Below are 25,501 nucleotides of genomic sequence, written 5' to 3' on the forward strand. Positions count from 1 at the left end.
CCTCACCGGCGGGCGTTGAGCCGGGCGGCCTGCCGCGTCAGGTGGTCCCGCTCGGCGAGGTTGGACGCCTGGTGGGCCGCCTCGGCGTACAGCCGTGCCGCCGTCGTCAGGTCGCCGTCGCGCTCGTGGAGGTACGCGGCCACAGCGGTGTGCCGCGGGACCGACTCGTCCAGTTCCTTGAGCGCCGTGAGCCCGGCGCGCGGCCCGTCGGCCTCCCCGACGGCCACCGCGCGGTTGAGCCGGACGACGGGGCTGTCGGTCAGGCGGGCCAGCTCGTCGTACCACTCGACGATCTGCACCCAGTCGGTCTCCTCGGCGGTGGGCGCGTCGGCGTGCAGGGCGGCGACGGCGGCCTGGGCCTGGAACTCGCCGAGGCGGTCGCGGGCGAGGGCCGCCTGGAGGATCCCGATGCCCTCGGCGATCGCCGTGGTGTCCCACCGGGAGCGGTCCTGCTCGGCGAGCGGCACCAGGACCCCGTCGGGTGTGGTCCGGGAGGCGCGCCGGGCGTGGTGGAGCAGCATGAGGGCGAGCAGTCCCGCCACCTCGGGGTGGTCGATGGCGGCGGCGAGCTGCCGGGTGAGCCGGATGGCCTCGGCGGCGAGGTCGATGTCGCCGGAGTAGCCCTCGTTGAAGACCAGGTAGAGGACGCGCAGCACGGTGGCGACGTCTCCGGCCCGGTCGAGCCTCACGCCGGAGACCGTGCGCTTGGCCCGGCTGATGCGCTGCGCCATGGTCGCCTCGGGCACCAGGTAGGCCTGGGCGATCTGGCGGGTGGTGAGGCCGCCGACGGCGCGCAGGGTGAGCGCGACGGCGGAGGACGGCGTCAGGGACGGGTGGGCGCACAGGAAGTAGAGCTGGAGCGTGTCGTCCACCGCGGTCGCGGGCCCGGGCGGGGGCTCCTCGTCGACGAGGTCCTCACGGCGGCGGCGGGCGGTGTCCGACCGGGTCGCGTCGAGGAACTTGCGCCAGGCCACGGTGACGAGCCAGCCCTTGGGATCCCGCGGCTCGTCGGCCGGCCACACCCGGACCGCCTCGACCAGGGCGTCCTGCACGGCGTCCTCGGCCGCCGCGAAGTCTGCTCCGCGGCGGACGAGGATCCCGAGGACGCTCGGCGTGAGGCTCCTGAGCAGGGCCTCGTTCATGGAGGGGGTCACTCCGTGACGGTGGGCGACTCGCCCAGGAACGGGCGCAGCTCCAGCCACTCGTGGATCGGCTGCCCGCCCGCTCCCGGGGCCGCCGACAGCTCCCCGGCCAGTTCGAGGGCGCGCTCGTAGCTGTCGACGTCGATCACCATCCATCCGGCGATGAGGTCCTTGGTCTCGGCGAACGGGCCGTCGGTGACGGGCGGGCGGCCCTCGCCGTCGTACCGGACGAACGTGCCGCCGGGGGCGAGCGCCTGGCTGTCGACGTACTCGCCGGTCTCCTCCAGGCGGGCGGCGAAGTCGTTCATGTACGCGACGTGGGCCGTGATCTCCTCCTGCGTCCACTTGTCCATCGGCACGTGGTTCACGGACTCCGGGGCGCCGCGGTAGTGCTTGAGCATCAGGTACTTGGCCATGGTGTGCTCCTCGGTGCTTGTGCGACCTATTTTGGTCACGTTCACCTCAGGGACGGAGCCGGTCACGGCTTCTCGACATCATCCGCGAAGTTTTTTCCCCGTCTTCGAGCGGGTCGGCTACCGGGCCTCGAGTTCGGCGTTCGCCCTGGTGGTGACGTGCGCGAGCGCCCGGGCCACGATCTCGCGGTCGGCCTCCGGCAGACCCCCGTACAGCCGCTCGGCCGTCTCGGCCACGGCGTCCGTGAACGCGCGCTGGACGCTGTCGCCCCGGTCGGTGAGGGACGGCAGAGCGCCCTCGACCAGCCCGGCGTCGGCGAGCTCGTCGAGCAGGACGCCCGCCGCCGGTTCGTCGATCTTGAGCTTCGCAGTCAGGTAGCCGACGGCCCCGGCGCGGTCGAGCCCGTCGGACACGGCCTTGAGCGCCACGGACTGGTGGAAGGTCAGCCCCGAACCGGCGAGGAGCCGGTCCCGTACGGCGGCGATCGCGTGGTACGTGATGCCGATGACCTGGCCGTTGAGGAGGGGTGCGGAGAGGGTCGTCATGGCGTGGATCTCCTTGTGTATAGGGCGTGCTGAGGCCCCGAATGACAAGCGGAGAGTTCTCCGGTTGACGTGCCGCAACTTTAAGCGGAGAGTTCTCCGATTTTCAAGGGGTAACCGGAGAAGCCTCCGCTACGTCCGCTACGCTGCTCCGCATGACCGCCCCCGCCGATCGCGCCGCACGCCCGGATCGCCCCGCACGCACGGATCGCGCCGAGCGCGCCGACGCCGCCCGCAACCGCCTCCGCATCCTCGACGCCGCCCGGCGCCTGCTCACCGCGGACGGCTTCGCCGAGCTGTCCCTGGACGCGGTGGCCAAGGAGGCCGGAGTCGGGGTCGGCACGGTCTACCGGCGCTTCCACAACCGGGCAGGACTCGTCTACGCGCTGATCGAGGACAACGAGTCCCGGTTCCAGGAGGCGTTCGCCCGCCACTGCGACGACGGGACCCCGTCTGCGTACGAACGACTGCGCACCTTCCTGCACGGCATGGCCGAACTCGTCGACGACAACCGGGAGTTGCTGCTCCTGGCCGAGGCGAGCGCACCGGCGGGGCGCTATCACAGCACCCCCTTCCGGCGGCACCACGAGCAGATCGCCGACCTGGTCGCGGAGCTCGCCCCCGGCGTGGACGCCGCCTACGTGGCGGACCTGCTCCTGATGGCGTACACGCCGGGCCTGTTCGACTTCCAGCGCACCGAGCGCGGCTGGGACGTGGACCGCATCAAGGGCGGCCTGGACGTGCTGATCGCGGGGGTCGGGGCCGCGGCGCAGGCCTCACAGGCCGAGCAGGCCCCACAGGCCGACCAGCAGCCGTCCTAGCCGAGCACTCGGCCTGCGTCCGCCCGCCTTGCCCTCACCCGACTCGCCCTGACTCGAATCGCGCTGACCCGACTCTCCCTGCCCCGCCTTGCCCTCACCCGACTCATCACCCCGGGCCGCCGCGCCTGTGCTCGGCGCATGCCCCACGCCCTGATCCTCGGCGGTACCGGCCTCATCGGCCGAGCGGTCGCCCAGCGGCTGCTCACCGCCGGGTGGACCGTCGACGTCACCGGCCGGGACCCCCGCCGCATGCCGTCCGGGATCGCCGCCATGGGCGCAGGATTCACGGCGGCGGACCGGGCCGACGAGGAGCAGCTCCGGGCCGCCCCGGGCACGGGCGCGGGCCTGCTCGTCGACTGCCTCTGCTACACCGCCGCCGACGCCCGCCTCCTGCTGCCCCTGGCGGCCGACGCCACGTCCACAGTGCTGATCTCCAGCCGGGCCGTGTACGCCGACGCCGACGGCAACCACGCCAACTCCGACGTCCCGCCCCGCTTCGACGGCCCCGTCCGGGAGACCCGGCCCACCGTGGCCCCGGGCGACATGGACCACCGTTCCCGGGAGGGCTACGGCCCCAACAAGGTCGCGGCCGAGCAAGTCGCCCTGGACAGCGGCCTGCCCGTCACCGTGGTGCGTCCCTCCCGCGTCCATGGGGTGGGCGCGGCCCGCCCGCGCGAGTGGGTCTTCGTCAAACGCGCCCTGGACCGACGCGCCGCGGTGCTGCTCGCCCGCCGTGGCACCGGGGTCGTCCACCCGACGGCCGCCGCCAACATCGCCGCTCTCGTCGAGACGGTCGCCGTGCGGCCGGGCGCGCGCGTCCTCAACCGCGCCGACCCCGACGCGCCGAGCGCCCTCGCCATCTCCCGCGTCATCGCCCGACGCCTCGGGCACGTCTGGGACGAAGTCCGCCTCGACGCGAGCGCCCCGGACCCGCTGGGACGCACCCGTGGGACTCACCGCACCCGGCCGTACTCGACACCTCCGCCGCCGAAGCCCTCGGGCACCGGCCCGCCGGGGACTACGCGACGACGGCCGCCGCCGCGATCGACTGGCTCGCCGCCGCCGCCCGGACCGGCGACGCCGCGGGGATCCTGCCCAGGCCGGACGACCCGTACTTCCGCCCCTTCTTCGACTACGCGGCCGAGGACGCCTTCCTCACCGCGCACACCCGCCGCGCCTGAGCCCCCGCGCCCCGGCTCACCCCGTACGCCGGATGACCGCCAGATACATCGCGTCCGTCCCGTGCAGATGCGGCCACAGCTGGACATCGGGCCCGTCCCCGAGCGCCGGGACGCCGGGCATCAGGTCCCGGGCGTCCACCAGCTCCGCGTCCCCCCACTGCTTGAGCACGTCGTCGACGACGGCCCGGGTCTCGGCGAGGTGCGGCGAGCACGTGGCGTATCCGACGACACCGCCGACCCGCACCGACTCCAACGCCGTGCGCAACAGCGCGCGTTGCAACGGAGCAAACCCTTCGAGGTCATCGGGCCGCCGCCGCCAGCGCGCTTCGGGGCGTCGCCGCAGCGCGCCAAGTCCCGTGCAGGGAACGTCCATCAGGACCCGGTCGAAGCTCCCGGGCCGCCACGGCGGCCTGGTCCCGTCGGCGGCGACGACCTGGTAGGGGCCGGGGTTCCCGGCGAGGGCCTGGCCCACGAGGCGGGCCCGGTGGGGCTGCTTCTCGGCGGCGAGGAGCACGGCCCCGCGCTCGGCGGCGAGGCCCGCGAGCATGGCGGCCTTGCCGCCGGGGCCCGCGCAGCCGTCGAGCCACTTGGTGTCGGAACCCTCGACAGGGGCGTTCGCGAGTGCGAGCGCGACCAGCTGGCTGCCCTCGTCCTGGACCCCGGCCCTGCCCTCGCGCACCAGGTCGAGGGAGCCGGGCTCGCCGCCCTCGCTGAGCCGCACGGCGTACGGCGACCAGCGGCCCGGAAGCGCCGAATCCGCCTCGAGCGAGTCGAGGAGTTCCTCGGCCGTGGACCGACCGGGCCGCGCCACGAGGGTCACCTCGGGCCGCTCGTTGTCGGCCTCCAGGAGGTCCTCGATCCCGGCGCGGCCGCCCCCGAGGGAGTCCCACAGCGCCGACACGACCCAGCGCGGGTGCGAGTGCACGACCGCGAGGTGGTCCTCGGCGTCCTCGTCGTAGGGCGGCGCGACCTTCTCCAGCCAGCCGTCGAGGTCGTCCCGCGCCACCTTCCGCAGCACCGCGTTCACGAACTTGGCCCGCCCGTCGCCGAGCACCACCCGCGCCAGCTCCACCGACGCGGACACGGCGGCGTGCGAGGGGATGCGGGTGCCGAGCAGCTGGTGGACGCCCAGGTTCAGGACGTCGAGGACGGGCGGGTCGACCTCGCGCAGCGGCCGGTCGATGCAGGCCGCGACGATCGCGTCGTACGTCCCCTGGCGGCGCAGCGTCCCGTACACCAGCTCCGTGGCGAGCGCCGCGTCCCGCGCGTCGAACTTCTCGGGCCCCTCCTGCTCACGGGCCTTGCGCAGCAGCGGCGGCAGCACGAGGTTCGCGTACGCGTCCCGCTCGTCGACGGCCCGCAGCGCCTCGAAGGCGAGGAAGCGGACGGGGTCCTTCTGCGGGCGGCGGTAGGGCTTGGGGGACTTGCCGGAGTTCCCGGGGCGGCCCTGGGAGGCGGGCTTGCCCTGGCCTCCGGACTTGCCCTGGGTGCGGGGACGCCGGTTCGGCTGGTCGTTCAAAGGTGCTCCGCTGCTGGTGATGGGGCGAACCATGTCAGCGTACGTCGCCCGCGCCCGGCCTCCCACTCGCACCCTCGCGGGCTCGCATCCTCGCGGGCGGCGTCAGGCGCCGAGCCGCTCCCCGGAGGCGATCCGCACCCCGCGCGCCCAGTCGGCGGCGGCCATCGGCTTCTTGCCCTGCGCCTGGACCCACAGCAGCTCCACGGCGTACGAGCCCGTGCCGACGTACAGGTTCTTCTTGCCCGCGGCGATCTCACCGGGCGCGAGGTCGGTGCGGTCCGGGACGGGCGTGGCCTGGATCAGCTTCAGGCGCTCACCGCGGAACACGGTCCACGCGCCGGGCGCGGGCGTGCAGCCGCGCACCACGCGGTCCACCCGGAGCGCGGGTGCCGACCAGTCGATGTGCGCGTCCTCGACCGTGATCTTCGGGGCGAGGCTGACGCCGTCGGCGGGCTGCGGCACGGCCGTCAGCGAGCCGTCCTCGATGCCGTCCATCGTCGCGGCGAGCAGCCCGGAGCCCGCGAAGGCGAGGCGGGTCAGGAGGTCGCCGCTGGTGTCGGTGGACCGGATCTCCTCGGTGACCGTGCCGTACACCGGCCCGGAGTCCAGGCCCTCCTCGATCAGGAACGTGGAGGCGCCGGTGATCTCGTCCCCGGCCATGATCGCGTGCTGCACCGGCGCGGCACCCCGCCAGGCGGGCAGCAGCGAGAAGTGCAGATTGACCCAGCCGTGGACCGGGATATCCAGGGCGGACTTCGGCAGCAGCGCGCCATAGGCGACGACCGGGCAGCAGTCGGGCGCGATCTCCCGCAGCCGGGCCTGGAACGCCTCGTCACGCGGCTTCGCGGGCTTCAGGACCTCGATCCCGGCCTCCTCCGCACGCTCGGCCACCGGACTCGCGACCAGCCTGCGGCCACGGCCCGCGGGCGCGTCGGGGCGGGTGACGACGGCGGCCACCTCGTGCCTGCCGGATGCGATCAGCGCGTCCAGGGCGGGGACGGCGACCTCGGGGGTGCCTGCGAAGACCAGCTTCACTGGGTGGTACCTCGGTTCTCTGGGGGTCGGCGACGGATTCGGGTGGTCGGCGACGCACCAGTCTATGGGCCCTGCCCAGAGGTTTCCCGGGGGCGTACGCATGGGTGTGCGCCCTGCGCATATGCGCATACGCCCCTGGACCGTGACCCCTCACGACGTAGCGCGTTGGGTCAAGAGAAAGTTGACCACAACGGGCCGCACACGCGGCCCGCTCCTCATTGCACAGCACCGCCAACCCCCCCGCCGCCGCAGCGGAACCGAGACACGGACCGCCCCGCACGCCCCACGTCCCCGTACGCAGCCCGTCCCCATCCGACGCGATCCCCGCACCCGTCCCCGTCCCCGCTCTTCTCCCTTCCCCCCCGCCTGCTTTCCTTTCCGTCCTTCCCCTTCAGTTCCTTCAGTTCCTTTCATCCCGATCCCTCAACGCCGGTTCGAGAGGCTTGTTCATGGCCGACCACGCAACCCACGACGCCCAGGCACGGGCCAGCCTGCACCTGCTGGTGCGGGACATCGAGCGGGTCCGCCGGCAGGTGGACGCACTGCGCACCCTCACCGCCCAGCTCGGCAACGTCTACCGCCCGCGCCGCTCCAGCCCCTCCGCGGGCTTCGTCGTGTACGGACGCGCTCCCGCTCCGACCGTCCGCCTGGCCCAGGAACTGCGGGACAGCGTCGAGACACTGGTGACCGCGGCCGTCGACTTCGACCGCTCACTGGGCTTCTCGTGGGACGCGGTGGGCTCCGCGCTCGGCGTCACCAAGCAGGCCGTGCACCGCCGCTACGGCGCACGCCGCACCACGGCCCAGACCACCGCCGAACCCGAGCGGGCACCCGAGCCGACCACCGCCGCGACCGCCACCACGGCACCCGCCCCGCCCCGCACGGTCCCGGTGGGCGCCCCCCTGCCCTCCGTCCCCGCAGCCCGCACCATGCCGACCCAGCCGTCAGCGGGCAGCCCCGGCCTCCGCGACGACATGCGCCCCGGCGCCTTCCCCGGCCCGCGCAACGGCTGACACGGGCGGCCGCCGCCTGCCCCCTGCCCACGACGGGCAGGGGGCAGCCGTGCTTCAGGGCCCGCCCGCACCAGCCGACGCACCCCTCGCCCGCACCAACTCACCCAATGTCCCCAGGATCAATCCGCACCCGCACCGCCTCCTGCTGCCCCGCCCCCCGAGCCATCCGCGCGGCCTGTGCCGTCTTCAGGGCCCGGGCGAGGGCCGCGCCGCTGCCGGGTGGCACCCGGACGAGCGCGCGCTCCCAGTGCTCGCCGGGCGGCGCGTCCCCGGGCCGCCGGGGACGACCGGCCGCCGGGGTGGCGACCGGCACCGGTCCCAACACCTCGGCGTCCGGAGGAAGTTCGGCGCTGCGGAGGAACTCGGACAGCGCGTCCGGGGCCCCGGTCACCGCCGCCATCCGCGACACCGGCGGAAACCCCAGCTCGGCCCGCTCCGACAACTCCCGCACCGCGTGCCCCACCGGATCCCACCGCACCAGCGCCTGCACGGGCCGGAGCGTCGGCTCGGCGACGATCACCACCGTGCCGCCCGCGCCCTGGTCGCGTACCAGCGCGGCCGCGCCGATCCAGCGCCGCAGCGCCTCCTCGCCCGCGCGCAGATCGGGGCGGCCGAGCATGGCCCAGCCGTCGAGCAGCAGGGCGGCCGCGTAGCCGCCCTCGGCCACGGGCTCCGCGCCGGGGGTGCTCACCACGAGGGCGGGCGCGCCACCCACCGTGTCGAGGACCTGCTCCCGCCCCGACGTCCGCACCGGCACCGCGGGAAACGCCCGCCCCAGCTCCTCGGCGGTCCGCCGCGCCCCCACCACCTGCGCCCGCAGCCGGAACCCACCGCACTCGGAGCAGTGCCAGGCACCCTCGTCCCGCCCGCACCAGGAACAGCACAGCGCGCCGCTGTCCCGGGCCTCGAGCGGCCCGGCGCAGTGGCGGCAGCGCGCGGGCTCCCGGCACCGCTCGCAGGCGAGGCGCGGCACATACCCGCGCCGGGGCACCTGCACCAGGACAGGCCCGTGCTTCAGGCCTTCGCGGGCGACCTGCCACGCCAGCGTGGGCAGCCGCGCGGCCCGAGCGGCCTCGTCGCGGGCGAGGTCCCCGTCCCCGACGGTCCGCACCAGCGGAGCGGCGCCCCGCACCTGCTCGCGCCCGGCGACCAGAGGCAGCGCCCACCCGCTCTCGACCAACTGCGCGGCCTCGACCGTGCAGCCCCAACTGCCCAACAGGAACCCGCACTTGTCCCGCGCGGCACGCAGCTCGAGCACCTCCCGCACATGCGGGAAGGGCGCGTTGTCGTCGCTGTGGCTCGCGTCGCCGTCGTCCCATACGACGACGAGCCCGAGGTCGCGCACCGGGGCGAACATCGCCGCCCGCGTCCCGACGACGGCCCGCACCGACCCGCGGCGCACGGCCAGCCACTCCCGATACCGCCGCTCCTGCCCCGCGTCGGCGGTGAGCACGGCGTGCTGCCCCTCCCCCAGCCGCTCCCGCAGGGCCGCGTCGACACGCGCGGCGGGCCGCCCGGCCGGTACGACGACGAGGGCGCCGCGCCCCGATGCGAGCGTCGCCTGCACGGCCCGGGCGATCTCGTCGGCCCACTGCGGCCCGGGCAACGCCGTCCACACGGCCCGGGGGGCACCACCTGAGGCGAGCGCCGCCACGAACTCCGCACCGCGCCCGTACCGCCCCCAGGACCCCGGCTCGGGCGCGGGTGGCGGCGGAGCCGGGGCGGGCGAGGGCCGGGACTCGGCACGCGCGTGCCGCGGCGGAACGGCCAGCTGCAACACGTCGGCCAGGCTGCCCGCGTACCGGTCGGCGACGGCACGGGCGAGCCCCAGCAGCTCCTGGTCCAGGACGGGCTCCGGCGACACGACCTGCGCGAGCGCGGCCAGCGGCCCGTTGTAGTCCGACTCGGCGCACCGCTCGACGACGAACCCGTCGATGAGCCCGCCACCCTCGCGCCGCCCGTGCCGCACGTTCCGCGCCCCGGCGCCGAACCGCACCCGCACCCGCACCCCGGGCTGCGCGGCCTCGTCCAGCTCCTCCGGCACCGCGTAGTCGAAGTACCGGTCGAGATGCAGCACCCCCTTGTCGACCACCACCCGCGCCACCGGCAACCCCTCGGCCAACGCGGCCCCCCGCCACGTACGCGGCTTCGCCTTGGGCACCTTGGCCTTGCGCACACTCTCCCGAATGAGCGCGAGCTGCTCGGGCCCGCCGCCCTCCCCGTCATCCGACTGACCGTTCTCGCTGCTCACAGCCAAATTCCTACCAGACGGCAGTGACAGCGCCGACCCGGGCGGGGACCGGGGGCAGCCCAGGAGCCCCCCGGCACGCACCGAGGCCCGGCCTCCCCCAAGGGAGCACCGGGCCTCAGTGACCGAAAGAGCGGCAGCCGTGCCTACAGGCCCACGGCCTTGCGCAGCGCCTCGACCCGGTCCGTCCGCTCCCACGTGAAGTCGGGGACGGCGCGGCCGAAGTGGCCGTACGCGGCGGTCTGGGAGTAGATGGGGCGCAGCAGGTCCAGGTCGCGGATGATCGCGGCCGGGCGGAGGTCGAAGACGTCGCTGATGGCGGCCTCGATCTTGTCCGTGTCGACCTTGGCGGTGCCGAAGGTCTCGACGAACAGGCCCACCGGCTCGGCCTTGCCGATCGCGTAGGCCACCTGGACCTCGCAGCGGGCGGCGAGGCCGGCCGCGACGACGTTCTTGGCGACCCAGCGCATGGCGTAGGCGGCGGAGCGGTCGACCTTGGACGGGTCCTTGCCGGAGAAGGCACCGCCGCCGTGGCGGGCCATGCCGCCGTAGGTGTCGATGATGATCTTGCGGCCGGTCAGACCGGCATCGCCCATCGGGCCGCCGATCTCGAAGCGACCGGTCGGGTTGACCAGGAGGCGGTAGCCCTCGGTCTCCAGCTTGATGCCGTCGTCGAGGAGCGCCTTGAGCTCCGGCTCGACGACGAACTCACGGATGTCGGGGGCCAGGAGCGAGTCCAGGTCGATGTCCGACGCGTGCTGCGAGGAGACCACGACGGTGTCGAGGCGGACGGCCTTGTCGCCGTCGTACTCGATGGTGACCTGGGTCTTTCCGTCGGGACGCAGGTAGGGGATGGTGCCGTTCTTGCGCACCTCGGACAGGCGCCGCGAGAGGCGGTGCGCGAGGTGGATCGGCAGCGGCATGAGCTCGGGGGTCTCGTCGCAGGCGTAGCCGAACATCAGGCCCTGGTCGCCCGCGCCCTGCTTGTCGAGCTCGTCCTCATCGCCCTCGACACGCTTCTCGTACGCGGTGTCGACACCCTGGGCGATGTCCGGGGACTGGGCCCCGATGGACACCGACACGCCGCAGGAGGCGCCGTCGAAGCCCTTCTTCGAGGAGTCGTAGCCGATCTCGAGGATCTTTTCGCGCACCAGCTGCGCGATCGGCGCGTACGCCTTGGTCGTGACCTCGCCGGCCACGTGCACGAGGCCGGTCGTGATGAGCGTTTCCACGGCGACCCGGGAGGTCGGGTCCTCCCGCAGAAGGGCGTCGAGGATGGTGTCGCTGATCTGGTCGGCGATCTTGTCGGGGTGACCCTCGGTCACGGACTCCGAGGTGAAGAGACGGCGGGACACATCGCTCCCTGTGGTTGCAGCGGCTGCTGGCTGATCATTGGCGGACGTGCCGAGAGCTGCGCTCGACGTCGTCCACGACCAGTTTATCGGTCGCACTCCGCCGCGTGGTCACCTGTCTCGCCACATGGAGCCCTGTGACCTGCGGCACTGCATTGTGCGATACGACGATCGGTCTCCACCAGGGGGCCTGCCGCCCGAATTCACAGGATTTGAGCCCTCCACTTGGACGAAAGTGATGTTCGCCCCAGTTTTCGGCGTGGAGACCCGCCGGTTCACGCCAGTCGCTGAACCACCAGGTCCCAGATCGTGTCCGCCAGGTCTTCCTTGGGCCCGTACGGCACAGGAGTCTCACTGCCATCGGCGCCGAGCACGATCGCCTCATTCTGCTCAGAGCCGAATGTCTTGCGCTCGCCGACTTCATTCACTACGAGAAGGTCGCAGCCCTTGCGGGCGAGCTTGGCGCGTCCATTGGCGAGAACGTCGTCCGTCTCGGCGGCGAAGCCGACGACGACCTGGCCGGGGCGGGGCCGCTCGCCCGCGATCTCGGCCAGGATGTCCGGATTGCGGACGAGGGTGATCGAGGGCGGGGCCTCGCCGTCCTTCTTCTTGATCTTTCCGGTGGCGTACGTCTCGGGGCGGAAGTCGGCCACGGCGGCGGCCATCACCACCGCGTCGGCGTCGGCGGCGGCCTTCAGGACGGCCTCGCGGAGCTGCACGGCGGTGCCTACGGGCACGATGTCGACGCCCGCCGGGTCCGGCAGCGCGGTGTTCGCCGCGAGGAGGGTGACGCGGGCACCGCGGGCCGCCGCGCTGCGGGCGAGCGCGTAGCCCTGCTTGCCGGAGGAGCGGTTGCCGAGGAAGCGCACCGGGTCGAGGGGCTCGCGGGTGCCGCCTGCGCTGACGACGACGTGCCGTCCGGCGAGGTCCTGCTCGGGCCGCCCGCCGCGGGCGAGGACGCGGCGTACGACCTCGAAGAGCTCGGCGGGCTCCGGGAAGCGGCCCTTGCCGGTGTCGACGCCGGTGAGGCGGCCGACGGCGGGCTCGATCACGAGGGCGCCGCGGCGGCGGAGCGTGGCGACGTTCTCCTGGGTGGCGGGGTGCTCCCACATCTCCGTGTGCATGGCCGGGGCGAAGACGACCGGACAGCGGGCGGTGAGGAGCGTGTTCGTGAGCAGGTCGTCGGCCAGGCCGTGGGCGGCCTTGGCGAGCATGTCGGCCGTGGCGGGCGCGACGATCACGAGGTCGGCGCCCTGCCCGATGCGGACGTGCGGCACCTCGTGGACGTCGGACCAGACCTCCGTGGACACGGGGTGGCCCGAAAGCGCCGACCAGGTCGCGGCGCCGACGAAGTGCAGCGCGGACTCGGTGGGGACGACGCGCACGTCGTGTCCGGACTCGGTGAGCCGGCGCAGCAGCTCGCACGCCTTGTAGGCGGCGATCCCACCGCTGACCCCCAGAACGACCTTCGGCTTGTCCACCGTGCCTCCCCGCACTCGAAAACGTACGACTCCATGACACACCACGGGCCCGGCAGGTGCTCTGCCGGGCCCGTGGTGGACCTGCTGGTGCTTACTGCGGCGCTGCTGCTCAGGTCGCGGGGGCCTCGACGGCCTCGGACGTCAGCAGACCCGCGTTGATCTCGCGGAGCGCGATCGAGAGCGGCTTCTCGTGGACGTGGGTGTCCACCAGCGGGCCGACATACTCCAGGAGGCCCTCGCCGAGCTGCGAGTAGTACGCGTTGATCTGACGGGCGCGCTTGGCGGCGTAGATCACGAGGCTGTACTTCGAGTCGGTGGCCTCGAGCAGCTCATCAATCGGCGGGTTGATGATGCCCTCGGGCGCGGTGATGGAAGAGGACACGCTCTGCCTTCCGAAGGGGGTCAAGAAAAGGGGTGAAGATCAAACAACTTTCATCAAGGCTAGCAGCTCGCGTGCTACGTCCTCGACCGAGGTGTTGACCAGGGTGGTGTCGAACTCGGCCTCGGCGGCCAGTTCGACGCGTGCGGCCTCGAGCCTGCGCTCGATCACCTCGGGCGACTCCGTGCCCCGGCCGGTGAGCCGGCGCACCAGCTCCTCCCAGCTCGGCGGGGCCAGGAAGACGAGCTGGCCTTCGGGCATGGACTCGCGCACCAGGCGGGCGCCCTGCAGGTCGATCTCGAGCAGGACGGGAACACCCGCCTCCAGGTGCTCCAGAACGGCGTTGCGGGGCGTGCCGTAGCGGTTGCCCGCGAATTCAGCCCACTCCAGGAGCTCGCCGTTGGCGATCAGCTTGTCCATCTCGTCATCGGAGACGAAGAAGTACTGCACGCCGTGCCGCTCGCCGGGACGCGGCTTGCGGGTCGTCGCCGAGACCGAGAGCCAGACCTCGGGGTGTTCCTTGCGCATATGGGCGACGACCGTGCTCTTGCCGACCCCGGAGGGGCCGGAGAGCACGGTCAGCCGCGGACGTACGTCCGGGGGTACGGGGGTCGTCCCCCGGGGTGTAGCAGCCATGCAGCGATTATCCAGCCTCTTGGGACTGCCTGAGACCAGGAGCCCCAGGAAGCCGGAGACCGTCAGGCCCCGCTGCCGCCGAACTCGCGCTCGAGAGACGCGATCTGGTTGGAGCCGAGCCCACGCACACGGCGGCTCTCGGAAATGCCGAGGCGCTCCATGATCTGCTTGGCGCGGACCTTGCCCACGCCCGGCAGGGACTCCAGGAGGGCGGAGACCTTCATCTTGCCGATGACGTCGTTCTCCTGGCCCTGCTTGATGACCTCGTGAAGGGAGGCGCCGGAGTGCTTGAGTCGATTCTTGACCTCGGCCCGCTCCCGGCGAGCCGCGGCGGCCTTTTCGAGCGCGGCTGCGCGCTGTTCAGGGGTAAGGGGCGGAAGAGCCACGCCTACGTCACCTCGGATGTCGAACTGTCGGATACGGACCGGTGAGGAACCTAGTCGCCCCACACCAGGGGAGCAACGTGCAACGCGCTTGCCCGTCGTCCCCCACTACCTCAAGGGTGTGGGGGGTGGCCCCCACTCGTCGGAGACTAGCGGCCATGGCCGCCGGAGTCAGCGAGAACAGACGAAAAGTCCTGGTCAGCCTCTGCTGAGCCCGACATTTCAGGCATTTCACCCCTGTTTTGGCCGGGTGTCGCGTAAGCAACGCGTCAGTTCTGCGCGCGCACGCCCTCCTCGACATCTCCCGGAAACGCGAATCCGCACCCGGAAAAGCCTTTCTGGCGCCCCGACGTGCGCGCTCTCGGCGAAAGAAGTCCCGCGTCCTACGCGGCGTCCACCGCGGCCCGCACCTCGTCCGCGAACCGCGCCGCCGCGTCCCGCAGCGCGCCCGCGTCCGGCCCCGCCTTCAGGACGCCCCGGCTGACGTTCGGCACCACGTTGCGCACGGCCGCGCCGAAGACCCGGGGAAGGTCGGCCGGGGTCGCGCCCTGCGCCCCGATGCCCGGCGCGAGCAGCGGCCCGTTGATGTCGAGCTCGAACGTCGACAGGTCCCCGAGCGTGGCCCCGACCACGGCCCCGTACGACCCCATGGGCGCCGCTCCCGCGTTCTCGGCCGCGAGGTGCCCCAGCATGGTGGCCCCGATGCTCCGGCCGTCCTCGCGCACCGCGCGCTGCACCTCGGCGCCCTCCGGGTTGGAGGTGAGGGCGAGCACGAACAGGCCCGTGCCGCTCTCCCGCGCCAGGTCCACGGCGGGCTTCAGGGAGCCGTAGCCCAGGTAGGGCGAGACGGTCAGGGCGTCCGAGAAGAGCGGGGCGTCCTTGCGCAGGTAGGTCTCGGCGTACGCGGCCATGGTCGAGCCGATGTCGCCGCGCTTGGCGTCCATGACGACCAGGCCGCCCGCGGCGCGCAGATCCGCGACCGCACGCTCCAGGACGGCGACGCCCCGCGAGCCGAAGCGCTCGAAGAACGCCGACTGCGGCTTGAAGACGGCGACCTGGTCGGCCAGGGCGTCGACGACGGTGCGGGTGAAGGACTCCAGGCCCTGGATGTCGTCGTTCAGGCCCCAGGCGGCGAGCAGGGAGGCGTGCGGGTCGATGCCGACGCACAGCGGGCCGCGGGTGTCCATGGCGTGGCGCAGCCGGGCGCCGAAGGGTTCCTGGGGGCTCATGCTGCGGAGGCCTTTCGGGTGTCGGCGCCGACCGCTTCGGCGAGCGTCGCGTACGGGGAGGTGGCGAGGCGGGCGGCGAGGCCCTTGTGGATGCCGCGCGCCCAGAACGGGCCCTCGTAGATGAACGCGCTGTAGCCCTGCACCAGCGTGGCGCCCGCGAGGATGCGCTGCCAGGCGTCCTCGGCGTTCTCGATGCCGCCGACGCCCACGAGGGTGATCCGGTCGCCCACGCGCGCGTAGAGGCGGCGCAGGACCTCCAGGGAGCGCTCCTTGAGGGGCGCGCCGGACAGGCCACCGGTCTCGGCGTACAGCTCCGGGTCGGAGGTGAGGCCGAGGCCCTCGCGCGCGATGGTGGTGTTCGTGGCGATGATGCCGTCCAGGCCCAGCTCCACGGCGAGGTCGGCGACGGCGTCGATGTCCTCGTCGGCGAGGTCGGGCGCGATCTTCACCAGGAGCGGGACGCGGCGGCCCTCGACGCTGCGGTCGGCGGCCTCGCGCACGGCGCTGAGCAGCGGGCGCAGCGACTCCGTGGCCTGGAGGTTGCGCAGGCCCGGCGTGTTCGGCGAGGAGACGTTGACGACCAGGTAGTCGGCGTGGCGGGCCAGGCGCTCGGTGGACTTCACGTAGTCCGCGGAGGCCTCGGCCTCGGGCACGACCTTGGTCTTGCCGATGTTGACGCCGACGACGGTCCTGAAGACGGGCGTGCGGGCCGCGAGGCGGGCCGCCACGGCCGCGGAGCCCTCGTTGTTGAAGCCCATGCGGTTGATCAGCGCGCGGTCCGGCACGAGGCGGAAGAGGCGCTTCTTGGGGTTGCCGGGCTGCGGCTCGCCCGTGACCGTGCCGATCTCGATGTGGTCGAAGCCGAGCATGGCCATGCCGTCGATGGCGACGGCGTTCTTGTCGAATCCGGCGGCGAGCCCGAAGGGGCCGTGCATGCGCAGGCCGAGGGCCTCGGTGCGCAGCTCCTTGTGGCGCGGGGCGAGGGCGGCGGCGACGAAGGTGCGCAGGACGGGGACGCGGGCGGCGAGCCGGATCCAGCGGAAGGCCAGGTGGTGGGCCCGCTCGGGGTCCATGCGGGTGAAGACCAGGCGGAAGAAGAGGTGGTACATGGGTGGAGTCCTCGGTGTCCTCAGTGTCCTGGGTGTCCTCGTGCGGCCTGGGGCGGCCTGGGGCGGCCTGGGGGCTGGGGCCTGGGGCAAGCCGCACGAGGAGGGGGACACCGGATCCGGTGTCCCCCTCGTGGGCTGCTAGTCGCGGTCCGCAGACAGGGCCGTCAGGTGCTCCGCGTGTTCCTGGAGCGAGCGCACGCCCACGTCCCCGCGGTTGAGCGCGTCGATGCCCTGGACGGCGGCGGCGAGGCCCTGCACGGTCGTCAGGCACGGCACGGAGCGCGCGACGGCGGCCGTGCGGATGTCGTAGCCGTCGAGGCGGCCACCCGTGCCGTACGGGGTGTTGACGATGAGGTCGACCTGGCCGTCGTGGATGAGCTGGACGATGGTCTTCTCGCCGTTCGGGCCCTCGCCCTCGGACTGCTTGCGCACGACCGTGGCGTTGATGCCGTTGCGCTTGAGCACCTCGGCCGTGCCGGAGGTGGCGAGCAGCTCGAAGCCGTGGGCGACCAGCTCCCGCGCCGGGAAGATCATCGAGCGCTTGTCGCGGTTGGCCACCGAGATGAACGCGCGGCCCTTGGTCGGCAGCGGGCCGTACGCGCCCGCCTGCGACTTGGCGTACGCCGTGCCGAACACCGAGTCGATGCCCATGACCTCACCGGTGGAGCGCATCTCCGGGCCGAGCACGGTGTCGACGCCGCGGCCCTGGATGTCGCGGAAGCGCGACCAGGGCATCACGGCCTCCTTGACGGAGATCGGCGCGTCGAGCGGCAGTTCGCCCCCGTCGCCGACCGCCGGAAGGAGGCCTTCCGCGCGCAGCTCGGCGATGGTCGCGCCCAGCGAGATGCGGGCGGCGGCCTTCGCCAGCGGCACCGCGGTCGCCTTCGAGGTGAAGGGGACGGTGCGCGAGGCGCGCGGGTTGGCCTCCAGGACGTAGAGGATGTCCCCGGCCATCGCGAACTGGATGTTGATGAGTCCGCGTACGCCGACGCCCTTGGCGATGCCCTCCGTGGAGGCGCGCAGGCGCTTGATGTCGTGGCCGCCGAGCGTGATCGGGGGCAGCGCGCACGCCGAGTCGCCGGAGTGGATGCCGGCCTCCTCGATGTGCTCCATGACGCCGCCGAGGTACAGCTCGTGGCCGTCGTAGAGCGCGTCCACGTCGATCTCGATGGCGTCGTCCAGGAAGCGGTCGACGAGGACCGGCCGGGACGGGCTGATCTCGGTCGACTCCTCGATGTACGACGACAGGCGGGTCTCGTCGTACACGATCTCCATGCCGCGCCCGCCGAGGACGTACGAGGGACGGACGAGGACGGGGTAGCCGATCTCGTCGGCGATGGCCTTGGCCTCGGCGAAGGTCGTCGCGGTGCCGTGCTTGGGCGCGGGCAGGCCCGCCTCGGCGAGCACGCGGCCGAAGGCGCCGCGGTCCTCGGCGGCGTGGATGGCCTCGGGCGAGGTGCCGACGACGGGGACGCCGTTGTCCTTCAGGGCCTGGGCGAGGCCGAGCGGGGTCTGGCCGCCGAGCTGGACGACGACGCCCGCGATCGGGCCCGCGAGGGACTCCGCGTGGACGATCTCCAGGACGTCCTCCAGGGTGAGCGGCTCGAAGTAGAGCCGGTCGGAGGTGTCGTAGTCGGTGGAGACGGTCTCCGGGTTGCAGTTGACCATGACGGTCTCGTAGCCCGCGTCGCTCAGCGCGAAGGAGGCGTGCACGCAGGAGTAGTCGAACTCGATGCCCTGGCCGATGCGGTTCGGGCCGGAGCCCAGGATGATCACGGCGGGCTTCTCGCGCCGGGCGACCTCGGACTCCTCGTCGTAGGAGGAGTAGAAGTACGGCGTCTTGGCGGCGAACTCGGCGGCGCAGGTGTCGACCGTCTTGTAGACAGGACGGACACCGAGGGCCTGCCGGACCTCGCGGACGACGTCCTCGCGCAGGCCGCGGATCTCGGCGATCTGGGCGTCGGAGAAGCCGTGCCGCTTGGCCTCGGCGAGCAGCTCCGGCTCCAGCTTCTCCGCGGCCGTCAGCTCGTCCGCGATCTCCTTGATGAGGAAGAGCTGGTCGACGAACCAGGGGTCGATCTTCGTGGCGTCGAAGACCTCCTGGGGCGTGGCGCCCGCGCGGATGGCCTGCATGACGGTGTTGATGCGCCCGTCGGTGGGCCGCACGGCGGCGCGCAGGAGCGTGTACTTGTCGCCGGGCTTGCCGGTGAAGGAGAACTGGCTGCCCTTCTTCTCCAGGGAGCGCAGCGCCTTCTGCAGGGCCTCGGTGAAGTTGCGGCCGATGGCCATGGCCTCGCCGACGGACTTCATGGTCGTGGTCAGCGTGGAGTCGGCCTGCGGGAACTTCTCGAACGCGAAGCGCGGGGCCTTGACGACGACATAGTCGAGGGTCGGCTCGAAGGAGGCCGGGGTCTTCTCGGTGATGTCGTTGGGGATCTCATCGAGCGTGTAGCCGACGGCCAGCTTCGCGGCGATCTTGGCGATCGGGAAGCCGGTGGCCTTCGACGCGAGCGCCGAGGAGCGGGAGACGCGCGGGTTCATCTCGATGACGATGACCCGGCCGTCGTCGGGGTTGATGGCGAACTGGATGTTGCAGCCGCCGGTGTCGACGCCGACCTCACGGATGATCGCGATGCCGACGTCCCGCAGGATCTGGTACTCGCGGTCGGTGAGCGTCATCGCGGGCGCGACCGTGATCGAGTCGCCGGTGTGCACGCCCATCGGGTCGAAGTTCTCGATGGAGCAGACGACCACGACGTTGTCGTTCTTGTCGCGCATCAGCTCCAGCTCGTACTCCTTCCAGCCGAGGATGGACTCCTCCAGGAGCACCTCGGTGGTCGGCGAGAGCGTGAGGCCCTGGCCCGCGATGCGGCGCAGCTCGTCCTCGTTGTGCGCGAAACCGGATCCGGCGCCGCCCATGGTGAAGGACGGGCGCACGACGACGGGGTAGCCGCCGAGCTCCTCGACGCCCTTGAGGACGTCGTCCATGGAGTGGCAGATGTACGAGCGGGCCGACTCGCCGTGACCGATCTTCTTGCGGACCTCTTCGACGACGTCCTTGAAGAGGTCGCGGTCCTCGCCCTTGTTGATGGCCTCGACGTTGGCGCCGATCAGCTCGACGCCGTACTTCTCCAGGACACCCTGCTCGTGCATGGAGATGGCCGTGTTGAGGGCCGTCTGACCGCCGAGGGTGGGCAGGAGCGCGTCGGGGCGCTCCTTGGCGATGATCTTCTCGACGAACTCCGGGGTGATCGGCTCGACGTACGTGGCGTCGGCGATCTCCGGGTCGGTCATGATCGTCGCGGGGTTCGAGTTGACGAGGATGACGCGCAGGCCCTCGGACTTGAGGACGCGGCACGCCTGGGTGCCGGAGTAGTCGAACTCCGCGGCCTGGCCGATGACGATCGGGCCGGAGCCGATGACCAGGACGGACTGGATATCGGTGCGCTTAGGCACGCTGGCCCTCCATCAGGGTGGTGAAGCGGTCGAAGAGGTACGCGGCGTCGTGCGGGCCGGCGGCCGCCTCGGGGTGGTACTGGACGCTGAACGCGGGCTGGTCGAGGAGCTGGAGCCCCTCCACCACCTGGTCGTTGAGGCACACGTGGGAGACCTCGGCGCGGCCGTAGGGGGTGTCGGAGACCTTGTCGAGCGGCGCGTCGACGGCGAAGCCGTGGTTGTGCGCGGTGACCTCGACCTTGCCCGTGGTGCGGTCCTGCACGGGCTGGTTGATGCCGCGGTGGCCGTACTTCAGCTTGTACGTGCCGAAGCCGAGGGCGCGGCCGAGGATCTGGTTGCCGAAGCAGATGCCGAACAGCGGCGTCCTGCGCTTCAGGACCTCCTGCATGACGGCGACGGGACCGTCGGCCGTGGCCGGGTCGCCGGGGCCGTTGGAGAAGAACACGCCGTCCGGGTTGACGGCGTAGACGTCCTCGGCGGTGGCGGTGGCGGGCAGGACGTGCACCTCGATGCCGCGCTCGGCCATCCGCTGCGGCGTCATGCCCTTGATGCCGAGGTCGACGGCGGCGACCGTGAACCTCTTGGTGCCGATCGCGGGGACGACGTACGTCTCCTTGGTGGCGACCTCCGCGGACAGGTTCGCGCCCTTCATCTGCGGGGCCTCCTGCACCTTGGCGAGCAGATCGGCGTCCGCGGAGACGGCGTCCCCGGAGAAGATGCCGACGCGCATGGCGCCGCGCTCGCGCAGGTGGCGGGTGAGCGCGCGGGTGTCGATGCCGCTGATGCCGACGACGCCCTGGCGCTCCAGCTCCTCGTCCAGGGAGCGCTTGGCGCGCCAGTTGGAGGGCACGCGCGCGGGGTCGCGCACCACGTAGCCGGAGACCCAGATCCGCGCGGACTCGGGGTCCTCGTCGTTGACGCCGGTGTTGCCGACGTGCGGGGCGGTCATCACGACGACCTGGCGGTGGTACGACGGGTCGGTGAGGGTCTCCTGGTAGCCGGTCATGCCGGTGGAGAAGACGGCCTCTCCGAAGGTCTCCCCCACGGCCCCGTAGGCGCGCCCGCGGAAGATGCGGCCGTCCTCCAGGACGAGTACGGCGGGAGTCTTCACGGCTCCCCGAGTGGAGGTCGTCATCGTGCGCCTTCCGTTTGCGTCGTGCTGTCGACCTCGGCGTCGGCGCCGTCGGTCTCGGTGCTGTCGATCATGTTGTTGATGGTGGTGACCCACTCGGCCTGCTCGGCGGCGTGGTCCGAGCGGAAGCCGGAGTCGAGGAGCTTGTCGCCGTGCGCCCAGGTGACGATCAGCAGACCGCCCTCGGCGAGGACCTTGCCCGCGATGCCCTTGTCGAGCCGGGCCTCGCGCAGCGCCTCCTTCGGGATGAAGAAGTCCCGCGCCCCGGGGCGTACGACGTCCAGGCCCGCGTCGGTGAGGGTCAGCTCCACCCGGCTGCGGGTGCCGAGGCCGTGCGCCACGATCCGGTCGAGCCAGTGGCCCGCGGTGGTCGAGCCGTGGTACCGGCCGGTCAGCTCAAGTGTGGCCGGGCCGGTCGCGGACGGCGCGCTGGGGAGCTCCGGCAGGTCCGACTGGAGCGTGCCGCGCCACTTCCAGCCCTCGCGCATCAGCCAGTAGACGAGCGCGATGAAGAGCAGCAGGCCGACGACCCAGCCGATGCGGGCGGCCCAGTCGGTGACCTCCGCCGACTTCTCCTCGGCGGCCAGGTGGGTCAGGTGGGTGCTGGCAAGAACGTGTGTAGCGGTCACTGGAGCTTCCCGTCGACGAGCGTGGCCCGGCCCCGCAGCCACGTGTGCGTGACGCGTCCCGGCAGCTCACGGCCCTCGTAGGGGGTGTTGCGGCTGCGGGAGGCGAATCCCGCGGGGTCCACGGGTCCACGGTATGCCGGATCGACGAGCGTGAGGTTCGCGGGCTCGCCCGCCGAGACGGGGCGGCCGTGGCCGTCGGCCTGCCCGATCCGCGCCGGGGTGTGGGACATGCGGTCGGCGACGCCCGCCCAGGTGAGCAGGCCGGTGTCGACCATCGTGTGCTGGACGACGGACAGGGCGGTCTCCAGGCCGACCATGCCCATGGCGGCCGCACCCCACTCGCAGTCCTTGTCCTCGTGCGGGTGCGGGGCGTGGTCGGTGGCGACGATGTCGATGGTGCCGTCGGCCAGGGCCTCGCGCAGCGCCATGACGTCGCGCTCGGTGCGCAGCGGCGGGTTGACCTTGTAGACCGGGTTGTAGCTGCGCACCAGCTCGTCGGTGAGGAGCAGGTGGTGCGGGGTGACCTCGGCCGTGACGTCGATGCCGCGGGACTTGGCCCAGCGCACGATCTCCACGGAGCCCGCGGTCGACAGGTGGCAGATGTGCACGCGCGAACCGACGTGCTCGGCGAGCAGGACGTCCCGGGCGATGATCGATTCTTCGGCCACCGCGGGCCAGCCGCCGAGCCCGAGCTCCGCGGAGACGACGCCCTCGTTCATCTGGGCGCCCTCGGTGAGCCGGGGCTCCTGCGCGTGCTGGGCGACGACGCCGCCGAAGGCCTTCACGTACTCCAGGGCGCGCCGCATGATCACGGCGTCGTCGACGCACTTGCCGTCGTCGGAGAAGACCGTGACACCGGCCGCCGACTCGTGCATGGCGCCCAGCTCGGCGAGCTTCTTGCCCTCCAGGCCGACGGTGACGGCGCCGATGGGCTGCACGTCGCAGTAGCCGGACTCCTTGCCGAGGCGGTAGACCTGCTCGACGACGCCCGCGGTGTCGGCGACGGGGAAGGTGTTGGCCATCGCGAACACGGAGGTGTAGCCGCCGCTTGCGGCGGCGCGGGTGCCGGTGAGGACGGTCTCGGAGTCCTCGCGGCCGGGCTCGCGCAGGTGGGTGTGCAGGTCGACCAGGCCCGGAAGGAGCACCTTGCCGTCGGCCTCGACGACCGTGGCGCCCTCGGCGCTCAAGCCGGTGCCCACCTCGGCGATGGTGTCGCCGTCGATCAGGACGTCCTGCGGCTCGCCGCCGAGCACCTGCGCGCCACGGATCAGGATCTTGCTCATGGTCTTACTTCTCCTCGTCCGAGAGAACGGTGTGCGCGGGGCGCTCGGTGGCGGGGCGGGTGTGGGTGACGGCGGGCTCGTTGCCGCCGAGGAGCAGGTACAGGACGGCCATGCGGATCGAGACGCCGTTGGCGACCTGCTCGACGACCGTGCAGCGGTCGGAGTCGGCGACCTCGGCGGTGATCTCCATGCCGCGGACCATCGGACCCGGGTGCATCACGACGGCGTGCTCGGGCATCCGCGCCATGCGCTCGCCGTCGAGGCCGTAGCGGCGGGAGTACTCCCGCTCGGTGGGGAAGAACGCGGCGTTCATGCGCTCGCGCTGCACACGCAGCATCATCACGGCGTCCGACTTGGGCAGCACCCGGTCGAGGTCGTACGACACCTCGCACGGCCAGTGCTCGACGCCCACCGGGACCAGGGTGGGCGGCGCGACGAGGGTGACGTCGGCGCCGAGGGTGTGCAGCAGGTCCACGTTCGAGCGGGCGACGCGGCTGTGCAGGATGTCCCCGACGATCGTGACGCGCTTGCCGGCCAGGTCCTGGCCGAGCCCGGCGTCCCGGCCGACCAGGCGGCGGCGCATGGTGAAGGCGTCGAGGAGGGCCTGGGTGGGGTGCTGGTGGGTGCCGTCGCCCGCGTTGATGACGGCCGCGTCGATCCAGCCGGAGTTCGCGAGCGTGTAGGGCGCTCCGGAGGCGCCGTGGCGGATGACGACCGCGTCGACGCCCATGGCCTCCAGGGTCTGGGCGGTGTCCTTCAGGGACTCGCCCTTGGAGACGCTCGACCCCTTGGCGGCGAAGTTGATGACGTCGGCGGAGAGGCGCTTCTCGGCGGCCTCGAAGGAGATCCGGGTCCGGGTCGAGTCCTCGAAGAAGAGGTTGACCACGGTGCGGCCGCGCAGCGCGGGCAGCTTCTTGATCGGCCGGTCGGCGACGCGGGCCATCTCCTCGGCGGTGTCGAGGATGAGAACGGCGTCGTCGCGGGTGAGGTCGGCGGCCGAGATGAGGTGTCGCATCATCTGGTGGGCTCCGTAAGGGAATTCAGGTGTGCGGGTGCCCGGGTGGGGGTGTCCCCCGCGGGGCACGGCGGGCATGCGGGCGCGCGTCAGCTCGCGCACGGACCGGGGGCCACGGGGGCCGGTCGTGCGGGAAGGAGCTAGCGCTCGCCGGCCGGAGCGGTCGGCTTGGCACCGAGCAGCACGGCGTCGCGGCCGTCCTCCTCGGCGAGCTGGACCTTGACCGTCTCCCGCAGCGACGTCGGGAGGTTCTTGCCTACGTAGTCGGCGCGGATGGGCAGTTCTCGGTGGCCTCGGTCGACGAGAACGGCGAGCTGCACCGCGCGCGGGCGGCCGATGTCGTTCAGGGCGTCGAGGGCGGCGCGGATGGTGCGGCCGGAGAAGAGCACGTCGTCCACGAGGACGACGAGGCGGCCGTCGATGCCGTCACCGGGGATGTCGGTGCGGGCGAGGGCGCGCGGCGGGTGCATCCGCAGGTCGTCGCGGTACATCGTGATGTCGAGGGAGCCGACCGGGATCTTGCGGCCGGTGATCTCCTCAAGCTTCGCGGCGAGCCGCTGGGCGAGGAAGACACCCCGAGTGGGAATGCCGAGCAGGACCACGTCCTCCGCGCCCTTGGCGCGCTCGACGATTTCGTGGGCGATACGGGTCAACACCCGTGCGATGTCCGGGCCTTCGAGAACGGGCCTCGCGACATCGGAGTCATGCGTGTCCATGTAAAACGGACCTCCTTCTCCGCCTCACGGGACGGACCTTAAAGGACGTCTAAATTGCGCCAACTGCGTCAGCAGCGTTTCTCACGGTACCAGCAACGGCAACGCGGGCCGTCACCACCCCCACGGAAGGGGCCCTCGGACTCATTCGGCTTGACGCAGCCAAGTAACGCTGCGTAACCTCACAGTGAGTCACCAGCAGCGCGGCGGAGCCGCACGTTGTCACAGCGTCCGGGGAGCTATATGTCCAGCGAATACGCCAAACAGCTCGGGGCCAAGCTCCGCGCCATCCGCACCCAGCAGGGCCTTTCCCTCCACGGAGTCGAGGAGAAGTCCCAGGGTCGCTGGAAGGCGGTCGTGGTCGGGTCGTACGAGCGCGGCGACCGTGCCGTGACCGTGCAGCGCCTTGCCGAGCTGGCGGACTTCTACGGCGTTCCGGTGCAGGAACTCCTCCCGGGCACCCCGCCCGGCGGTGCCGCCGAGCCCCCGCCCAAGCTGGTCCTGGACCTGGAGCGACTGGCCCACGTCCCGGCCGAGAAGGCGGGTCCCCTGCAGCGTTACGCCGCCACGATCCAGTCCCAGCGCGGTGACTACAACGGCAAGGTCCTCTCCATCCGCCAGGACGACCTGCGCACCCTCGCCGTGATCTACGACCAGTCGCCCTCGGTGCTCACCGAGCAGCTGATCAGCTGGGGCGTTCTCGACGCCGACGCGCGCCGCGCCGTGGCCCACGAAGAGGTCTGATTCTCCCAAGGGAGAGTTGAGCAGAAACGTGCCGCCGGGGTGGCC

The 25,501-nt window shown here is 72.2% G+C and carries 22 protein-coding genes and 1 pseudogene; 4 read left to right on the top strand and 19 right to left on the bottom strand.

Translation table 11 applies throughout. The features are described 5' to 3' along the window. Window positions 1-2: 2 nt before the first annotated feature. From ACZ6AA_RS21880 to ACZ6AA_RS21890, 3 genes are all read right to left on the bottom strand, one after another. Window positions 3-1,142 (bottom strand): RNA polymerase sigma factor, encoded by a 1,140-nt coding sequence (locus tag ACZ6AA_RS21880; protein ID WP_471459541.1) that lies wholly within the window; start codon window positions 1,140-1,142, stop codon window positions 3-5. 8 nt (window positions 1,143-1,150) lie between these two features. Beyond that, complete coding sequence (locus ACZ6AA_RS21885) at window positions 1,151-1,558, bottom strand: YciI family protein (protein ID WP_468453309.1); 408 nt, start codon at window positions 1,556-1,558, stop codon at window positions 1,151-1,153. 117 nt (window positions 1,559-1,675) lie between these two features. Then, complete coding sequence (locus ACZ6AA_RS21890; RefSeq protein ID WP_471459543.1) at window positions 1,676-2,101, bottom strand: hypothetical protein; 426 nt, start codon at window positions 2,099-2,101, stop codon at window positions 1,676-1,678. Between the two features lie 152 nt (window positions 2,102-2,253). Here ACZ6AA_RS21890 and ACZ6AA_RS21895 point away from each other — a divergent pair, with 152 nt between their 5' ends. Together ACZ6AA_RS21895 and ACZ6AA_RS21900 are read left to right on the top strand one after the other, a co-directional pair. Then, window positions 2,254-2,919 (top strand): TetR/AcrR family transcriptional regulator, encoded by a 666-nt coding sequence (locus ACZ6AA_RS21895; protein WP_471459545.1) that lies wholly within the window; start codon window positions 2,254-2,256, stop codon window positions 2,917-2,919. Between the two features lie 138 nt (window positions 2,920-3,057). Further along, a pseudogene (locus ACZ6AA_RS21900) lies at window positions 3,058-3,522 on the top strand (NAD-dependent epimerase/dehydratase family protein); the annotation flags it as partial. 594 nt (window positions 3,523-4,116) lie between these two features. Here ACZ6AA_RS21900 and ACZ6AA_RS21905 read toward each other — a convergent pair. Both ACZ6AA_RS21905 and fmt read right to left on the bottom strand, forming a co-directional pair. After that, complete coding sequence (locus ACZ6AA_RS21905) at window positions 4,117-5,619, bottom strand: RsmB/NOP family class I SAM-dependent RNA methyltransferase (RefSeq protein ID WP_468480723.1); 1,503 nt, start codon at window positions 5,617-5,619, stop codon at window positions 4,117-4,119. Window positions 5,620-5,721: 102 nt separating this feature from the next. Beyond that, window positions 5,722-6,654 (bottom strand): methionyl-tRNA formyltransferase, encoded by a 933-nt coding sequence (gene fmt, locus ACZ6AA_RS21910; protein ID WP_468453299.1) that lies wholly within the window; start codon window positions 6,652-6,654, stop codon window positions 5,722-5,724. A gap of 449 nt (window positions 6,655-7,103) precedes the next feature. Here fmt and ACZ6AA_RS21915 point away from each other — a divergent pair, with 449 nt between their 5' ends. After that, window positions 7,104-7,667: a hypothetical protein gene (locus ACZ6AA_RS21915; RefSeq protein WP_468453297.1), complete on the top strand. Its 564-nt coding sequence runs from the start codon at window positions 7,104-7,106 to the stop codon at window positions 7,665-7,667. A gap of 100 nt (window positions 7,668-7,767) precedes the next feature. Here ACZ6AA_RS21915 and ACZ6AA_RS21920 read toward each other — a convergent pair whose 3' ends face one another. From ACZ6AA_RS21920 to pyrR, 14 genes are all read right to left on the bottom strand, one after another. After that, window positions 7,768-9,918 (bottom strand): primosomal protein N', encoded by a 2,151-nt coding sequence (locus tag ACZ6AA_RS21920; RefSeq protein ID WP_468453295.1) that lies wholly within the window; start codon window positions 9,916-9,918, stop codon window positions 7,768-7,770. 143 nt (window positions 9,919-10,061) lie between these two features. Then, complete coding sequence (gene metK / locus ACZ6AA_RS21925; protein WP_385722378.1) at window positions 10,062-11,270, bottom strand: methionine adenosyltransferase; 1,209 nt, start codon at window positions 11,268-11,270, stop codon at window positions 10,062-10,064. A 272-nt stretch (window positions 11,271-11,542) separates the two neighbouring features. Then, on the bottom strand, window positions 11,543-12,748 hold the full coding sequence (coaBC, locus tag ACZ6AA_RS21930) for a bifunctional phosphopantothenoylcysteine decarboxylase/phosphopantothenate--cysteine ligase CoaBC (protein ID WP_468453293.1): 1,206 nt from the start codon (window positions 12,746-12,748) through the stop codon (window positions 11,543-11,545). A 109-nt stretch (window positions 12,749-12,857) separates the two neighbouring features. Then, complete coding sequence (rpoZ, locus tag ACZ6AA_RS21935; RefSeq protein ID WP_164326427.1) at window positions 12,858-13,130, bottom strand: DNA-directed RNA polymerase subunit omega; 273 nt, start codon at window positions 13,128-13,130, stop codon at window positions 12,858-12,860. A gap of 39 nt (window positions 13,131-13,169) precedes the next feature. Continuing rightward, complete coding sequence (gene gmk, locus ACZ6AA_RS21940) at window positions 13,170-13,763, bottom strand: guanylate kinase (RefSeq protein WP_468453290.1); 594 nt, start codon at window positions 13,761-13,763, stop codon at window positions 13,170-13,172. 62 nt (window positions 13,764-13,825) lie between these two features. Next, window positions 13,826-14,149 carry an integration host factor gene (locus tag ACZ6AA_RS21945; RefSeq protein WP_016638838.1) on the bottom strand — a complete coding sequence of 108 codons (324 nt, stop codon included), beginning with the start codon at window positions 14,147-14,149 and terminating at the stop codon, window positions 13,826-13,828. A gap of 380 nt (window positions 14,150-14,529) precedes the next feature. Then, window positions 14,530-15,375, bottom strand: a complete 846-nt coding sequence (pyrF, locus tag ACZ6AA_RS21950; RefSeq protein WP_468453288.1) for an orotidine-5'-phosphate decarboxylase — start codon at window positions 15,373-15,375, stop codon at window positions 14,530-14,532. Continuing rightward, window positions 15,372-16,484, bottom strand: coding sequence for a quinone-dependent dihydroorotate dehydrogenase (locus tag ACZ6AA_RS21955; RefSeq protein WP_471459549.1), 1,113 nt, complete (start codon window positions 16,482-16,484; stop codon window positions 15,372-15,374). The genes pyrF and ACZ6AA_RS21955 overlap by 4 nt, the downstream gene beginning before the upstream one ends. Window positions 16,485-16,622: 138 nt before the next feature. Next, entirely contained in the window at window positions 16,623-19,940 is a 3,318-nt protein-coding gene (gene carB, locus ACZ6AA_RS21960; protein WP_471459551.1) for a carbamoyl-phosphate synthase large subunit, read from the bottom strand. Beyond that, complete coding sequence (gene carA, locus ACZ6AA_RS21965; protein ID WP_468453282.1) at window positions 19,933-21,075, bottom strand: glutamine-hydrolyzing carbamoyl-phosphate synthase small subunit; 1,143 nt, start codon at window positions 21,073-21,075, stop codon at window positions 19,933-19,935. Before carA ends, carB begins: the two co-directional genes overlap by 8 nt. Next, window positions 21,072-21,701, bottom strand: coding sequence for a PH-like domain-containing protein (locus ACZ6AA_RS21970; RefSeq protein ID WP_468453280.1), 630 nt, complete (start codon window positions 21,699-21,701; stop codon window positions 21,072-21,074). The genes carA and ACZ6AA_RS21970 overlap by 4 nt, the downstream gene beginning before the upstream one ends. Continuing rightward, window positions 21,698-22,984, bottom strand: coding sequence for a dihydroorotase (locus ACZ6AA_RS21975; protein ID WP_468453278.1), 1,287 nt, complete (start codon window positions 22,982-22,984; stop codon window positions 21,698-21,700). Before ACZ6AA_RS21975 ends, ACZ6AA_RS21970 begins: the two co-directional genes overlap by 4 nt. A gap of 4 nt (window positions 22,985-22,988) precedes the next feature. Beyond that, window positions 22,989-24,002: an aspartate carbamoyltransferase catalytic subunit gene (locus ACZ6AA_RS21980; RefSeq protein ID WP_468453276.1), complete on the bottom strand. Its 1,014-nt coding sequence runs from the start codon at window positions 24,000-24,002 to the stop codon at window positions 22,989-22,991. Window positions 24,003-24,139: 137 nt separating this feature from the next. Then, a complete protein-coding gene (gene pyrR, locus ACZ6AA_RS21985; protein ID WP_468453274.1) occupies window positions 24,140-24,715 on the bottom strand; it encodes a bifunctional pyr operon transcriptional regulator/uracil phosphoribosyltransferase PyrR in 576 nt (191 codons plus the stop codon). Window positions 24,716-24,955: 240 nt separating this feature from the next. Here pyrR and bldD point away from each other — a divergent pair, with 240 nt between their 5' ends. Beyond that, entirely contained in the window at window positions 24,956-25,456 is a 501-nt protein-coding gene (bldD, locus tag ACZ6AA_RS21990; protein ID WP_016638847.1) for a transcriptional regulator BldD, read from the top strand. Window positions 25,457-25,501: the final 45 nt, after the last annotated feature.

The organism is Streptomyces sp. NPDC040610, from assembly GCF_055594065.1.

What these genes read in the sequence shown, in the direction of transcription:
- ACZ6AA_RS21880 (WP_471459541.1), bottom strand. Translation starts at nt 1,142, where the DNA reads ATGAACGAGGCCCTGCTCAGGAGCCTCACGCCGAGCGTCCTCGGGATC.
- ACZ6AA_RS21975 (WP_468453278.1), bottom strand. Translation starts at nt 22,984, where the DNA reads ATGAGCAAGATCCTGATCCGTGGCGCGCAGGTGCTCGGCGGCGAGCCG.
- pyrR (WP_468453274.1), bottom strand. Translation starts at nt 24,715, where the DNA reads ATGGACACGCATGACTCCGATGTCGCGAGGCCCGTTCTCGAAGGCCCG.
- ACZ6AA_RS21955 (WP_471459549.1), bottom strand. Translation starts at nt 16,484, where the DNA reads ATGTACCACCTCTTCTTCCGCCTGGTCTTCACCCGCATGGACCCCGAG.
- ACZ6AA_RS21885 (WP_468453309.1), bottom strand. Translation starts at nt 1,558, where the DNA reads ATGGCCAAGTACCTGATGCTCAAGCACTACCGCGGCGCCCCGGAGTCC.
- bldD (WP_016638847.1), top strand. Translation starts at nt 24,956, where the DNA reads ATGTCCAGCGAATACGCCAAACAGCTCGGGGCCAAGCTCCGCGCCATC.
- pyrF (WP_468453288.1), bottom strand. Translation starts at nt 15,375, where the DNA reads ATGAGCCCCCAGGAACCCTTCGGCGCCCGGCTGCGCCACGCCATGGAC.
- ACZ6AA_RS21915 (WP_468453297.1), top strand. Translation starts at nt 7,104, where the DNA reads ATGGCCGACCACGCAACCCACGACGCCCAGGCACGGGCCAGCCTGCAC.
- ACZ6AA_RS21980 (WP_468453276.1), bottom strand. Translation starts at nt 24,002, where the DNA reads ATGATGCGACACCTCATCTCGGCCGCCGACCTCACCCGCGACGACGCC.
- ACZ6AA_RS21890 (WP_471459543.1), bottom strand. Translation starts at nt 2,101, where the DNA reads ATGACGACCCTCTCCGCACCCCTCCTCAACGGCCAGGTCATCGGCATC.
- gmk (WP_468453290.1), bottom strand. Translation starts at nt 13,763, where the DNA reads ATGGCTGCTACACCCCGGGGGACGACCCCCGTACCCCCGGACGTACGT.
- carA (WP_468453282.1), bottom strand. Translation starts at nt 21,075, where the DNA reads ATGACGACCTCCACTCGGGGAGCCGTGAAGACTCCCGCCGTACTCGTC.
- ACZ6AA_RS21895 (WP_471459545.1), top strand. Translation starts at nt 2,254, where the DNA reads ATGACCGCCCCCGCCGATCGCGCCGCACGCCCGGATCGCCCCGCACGC.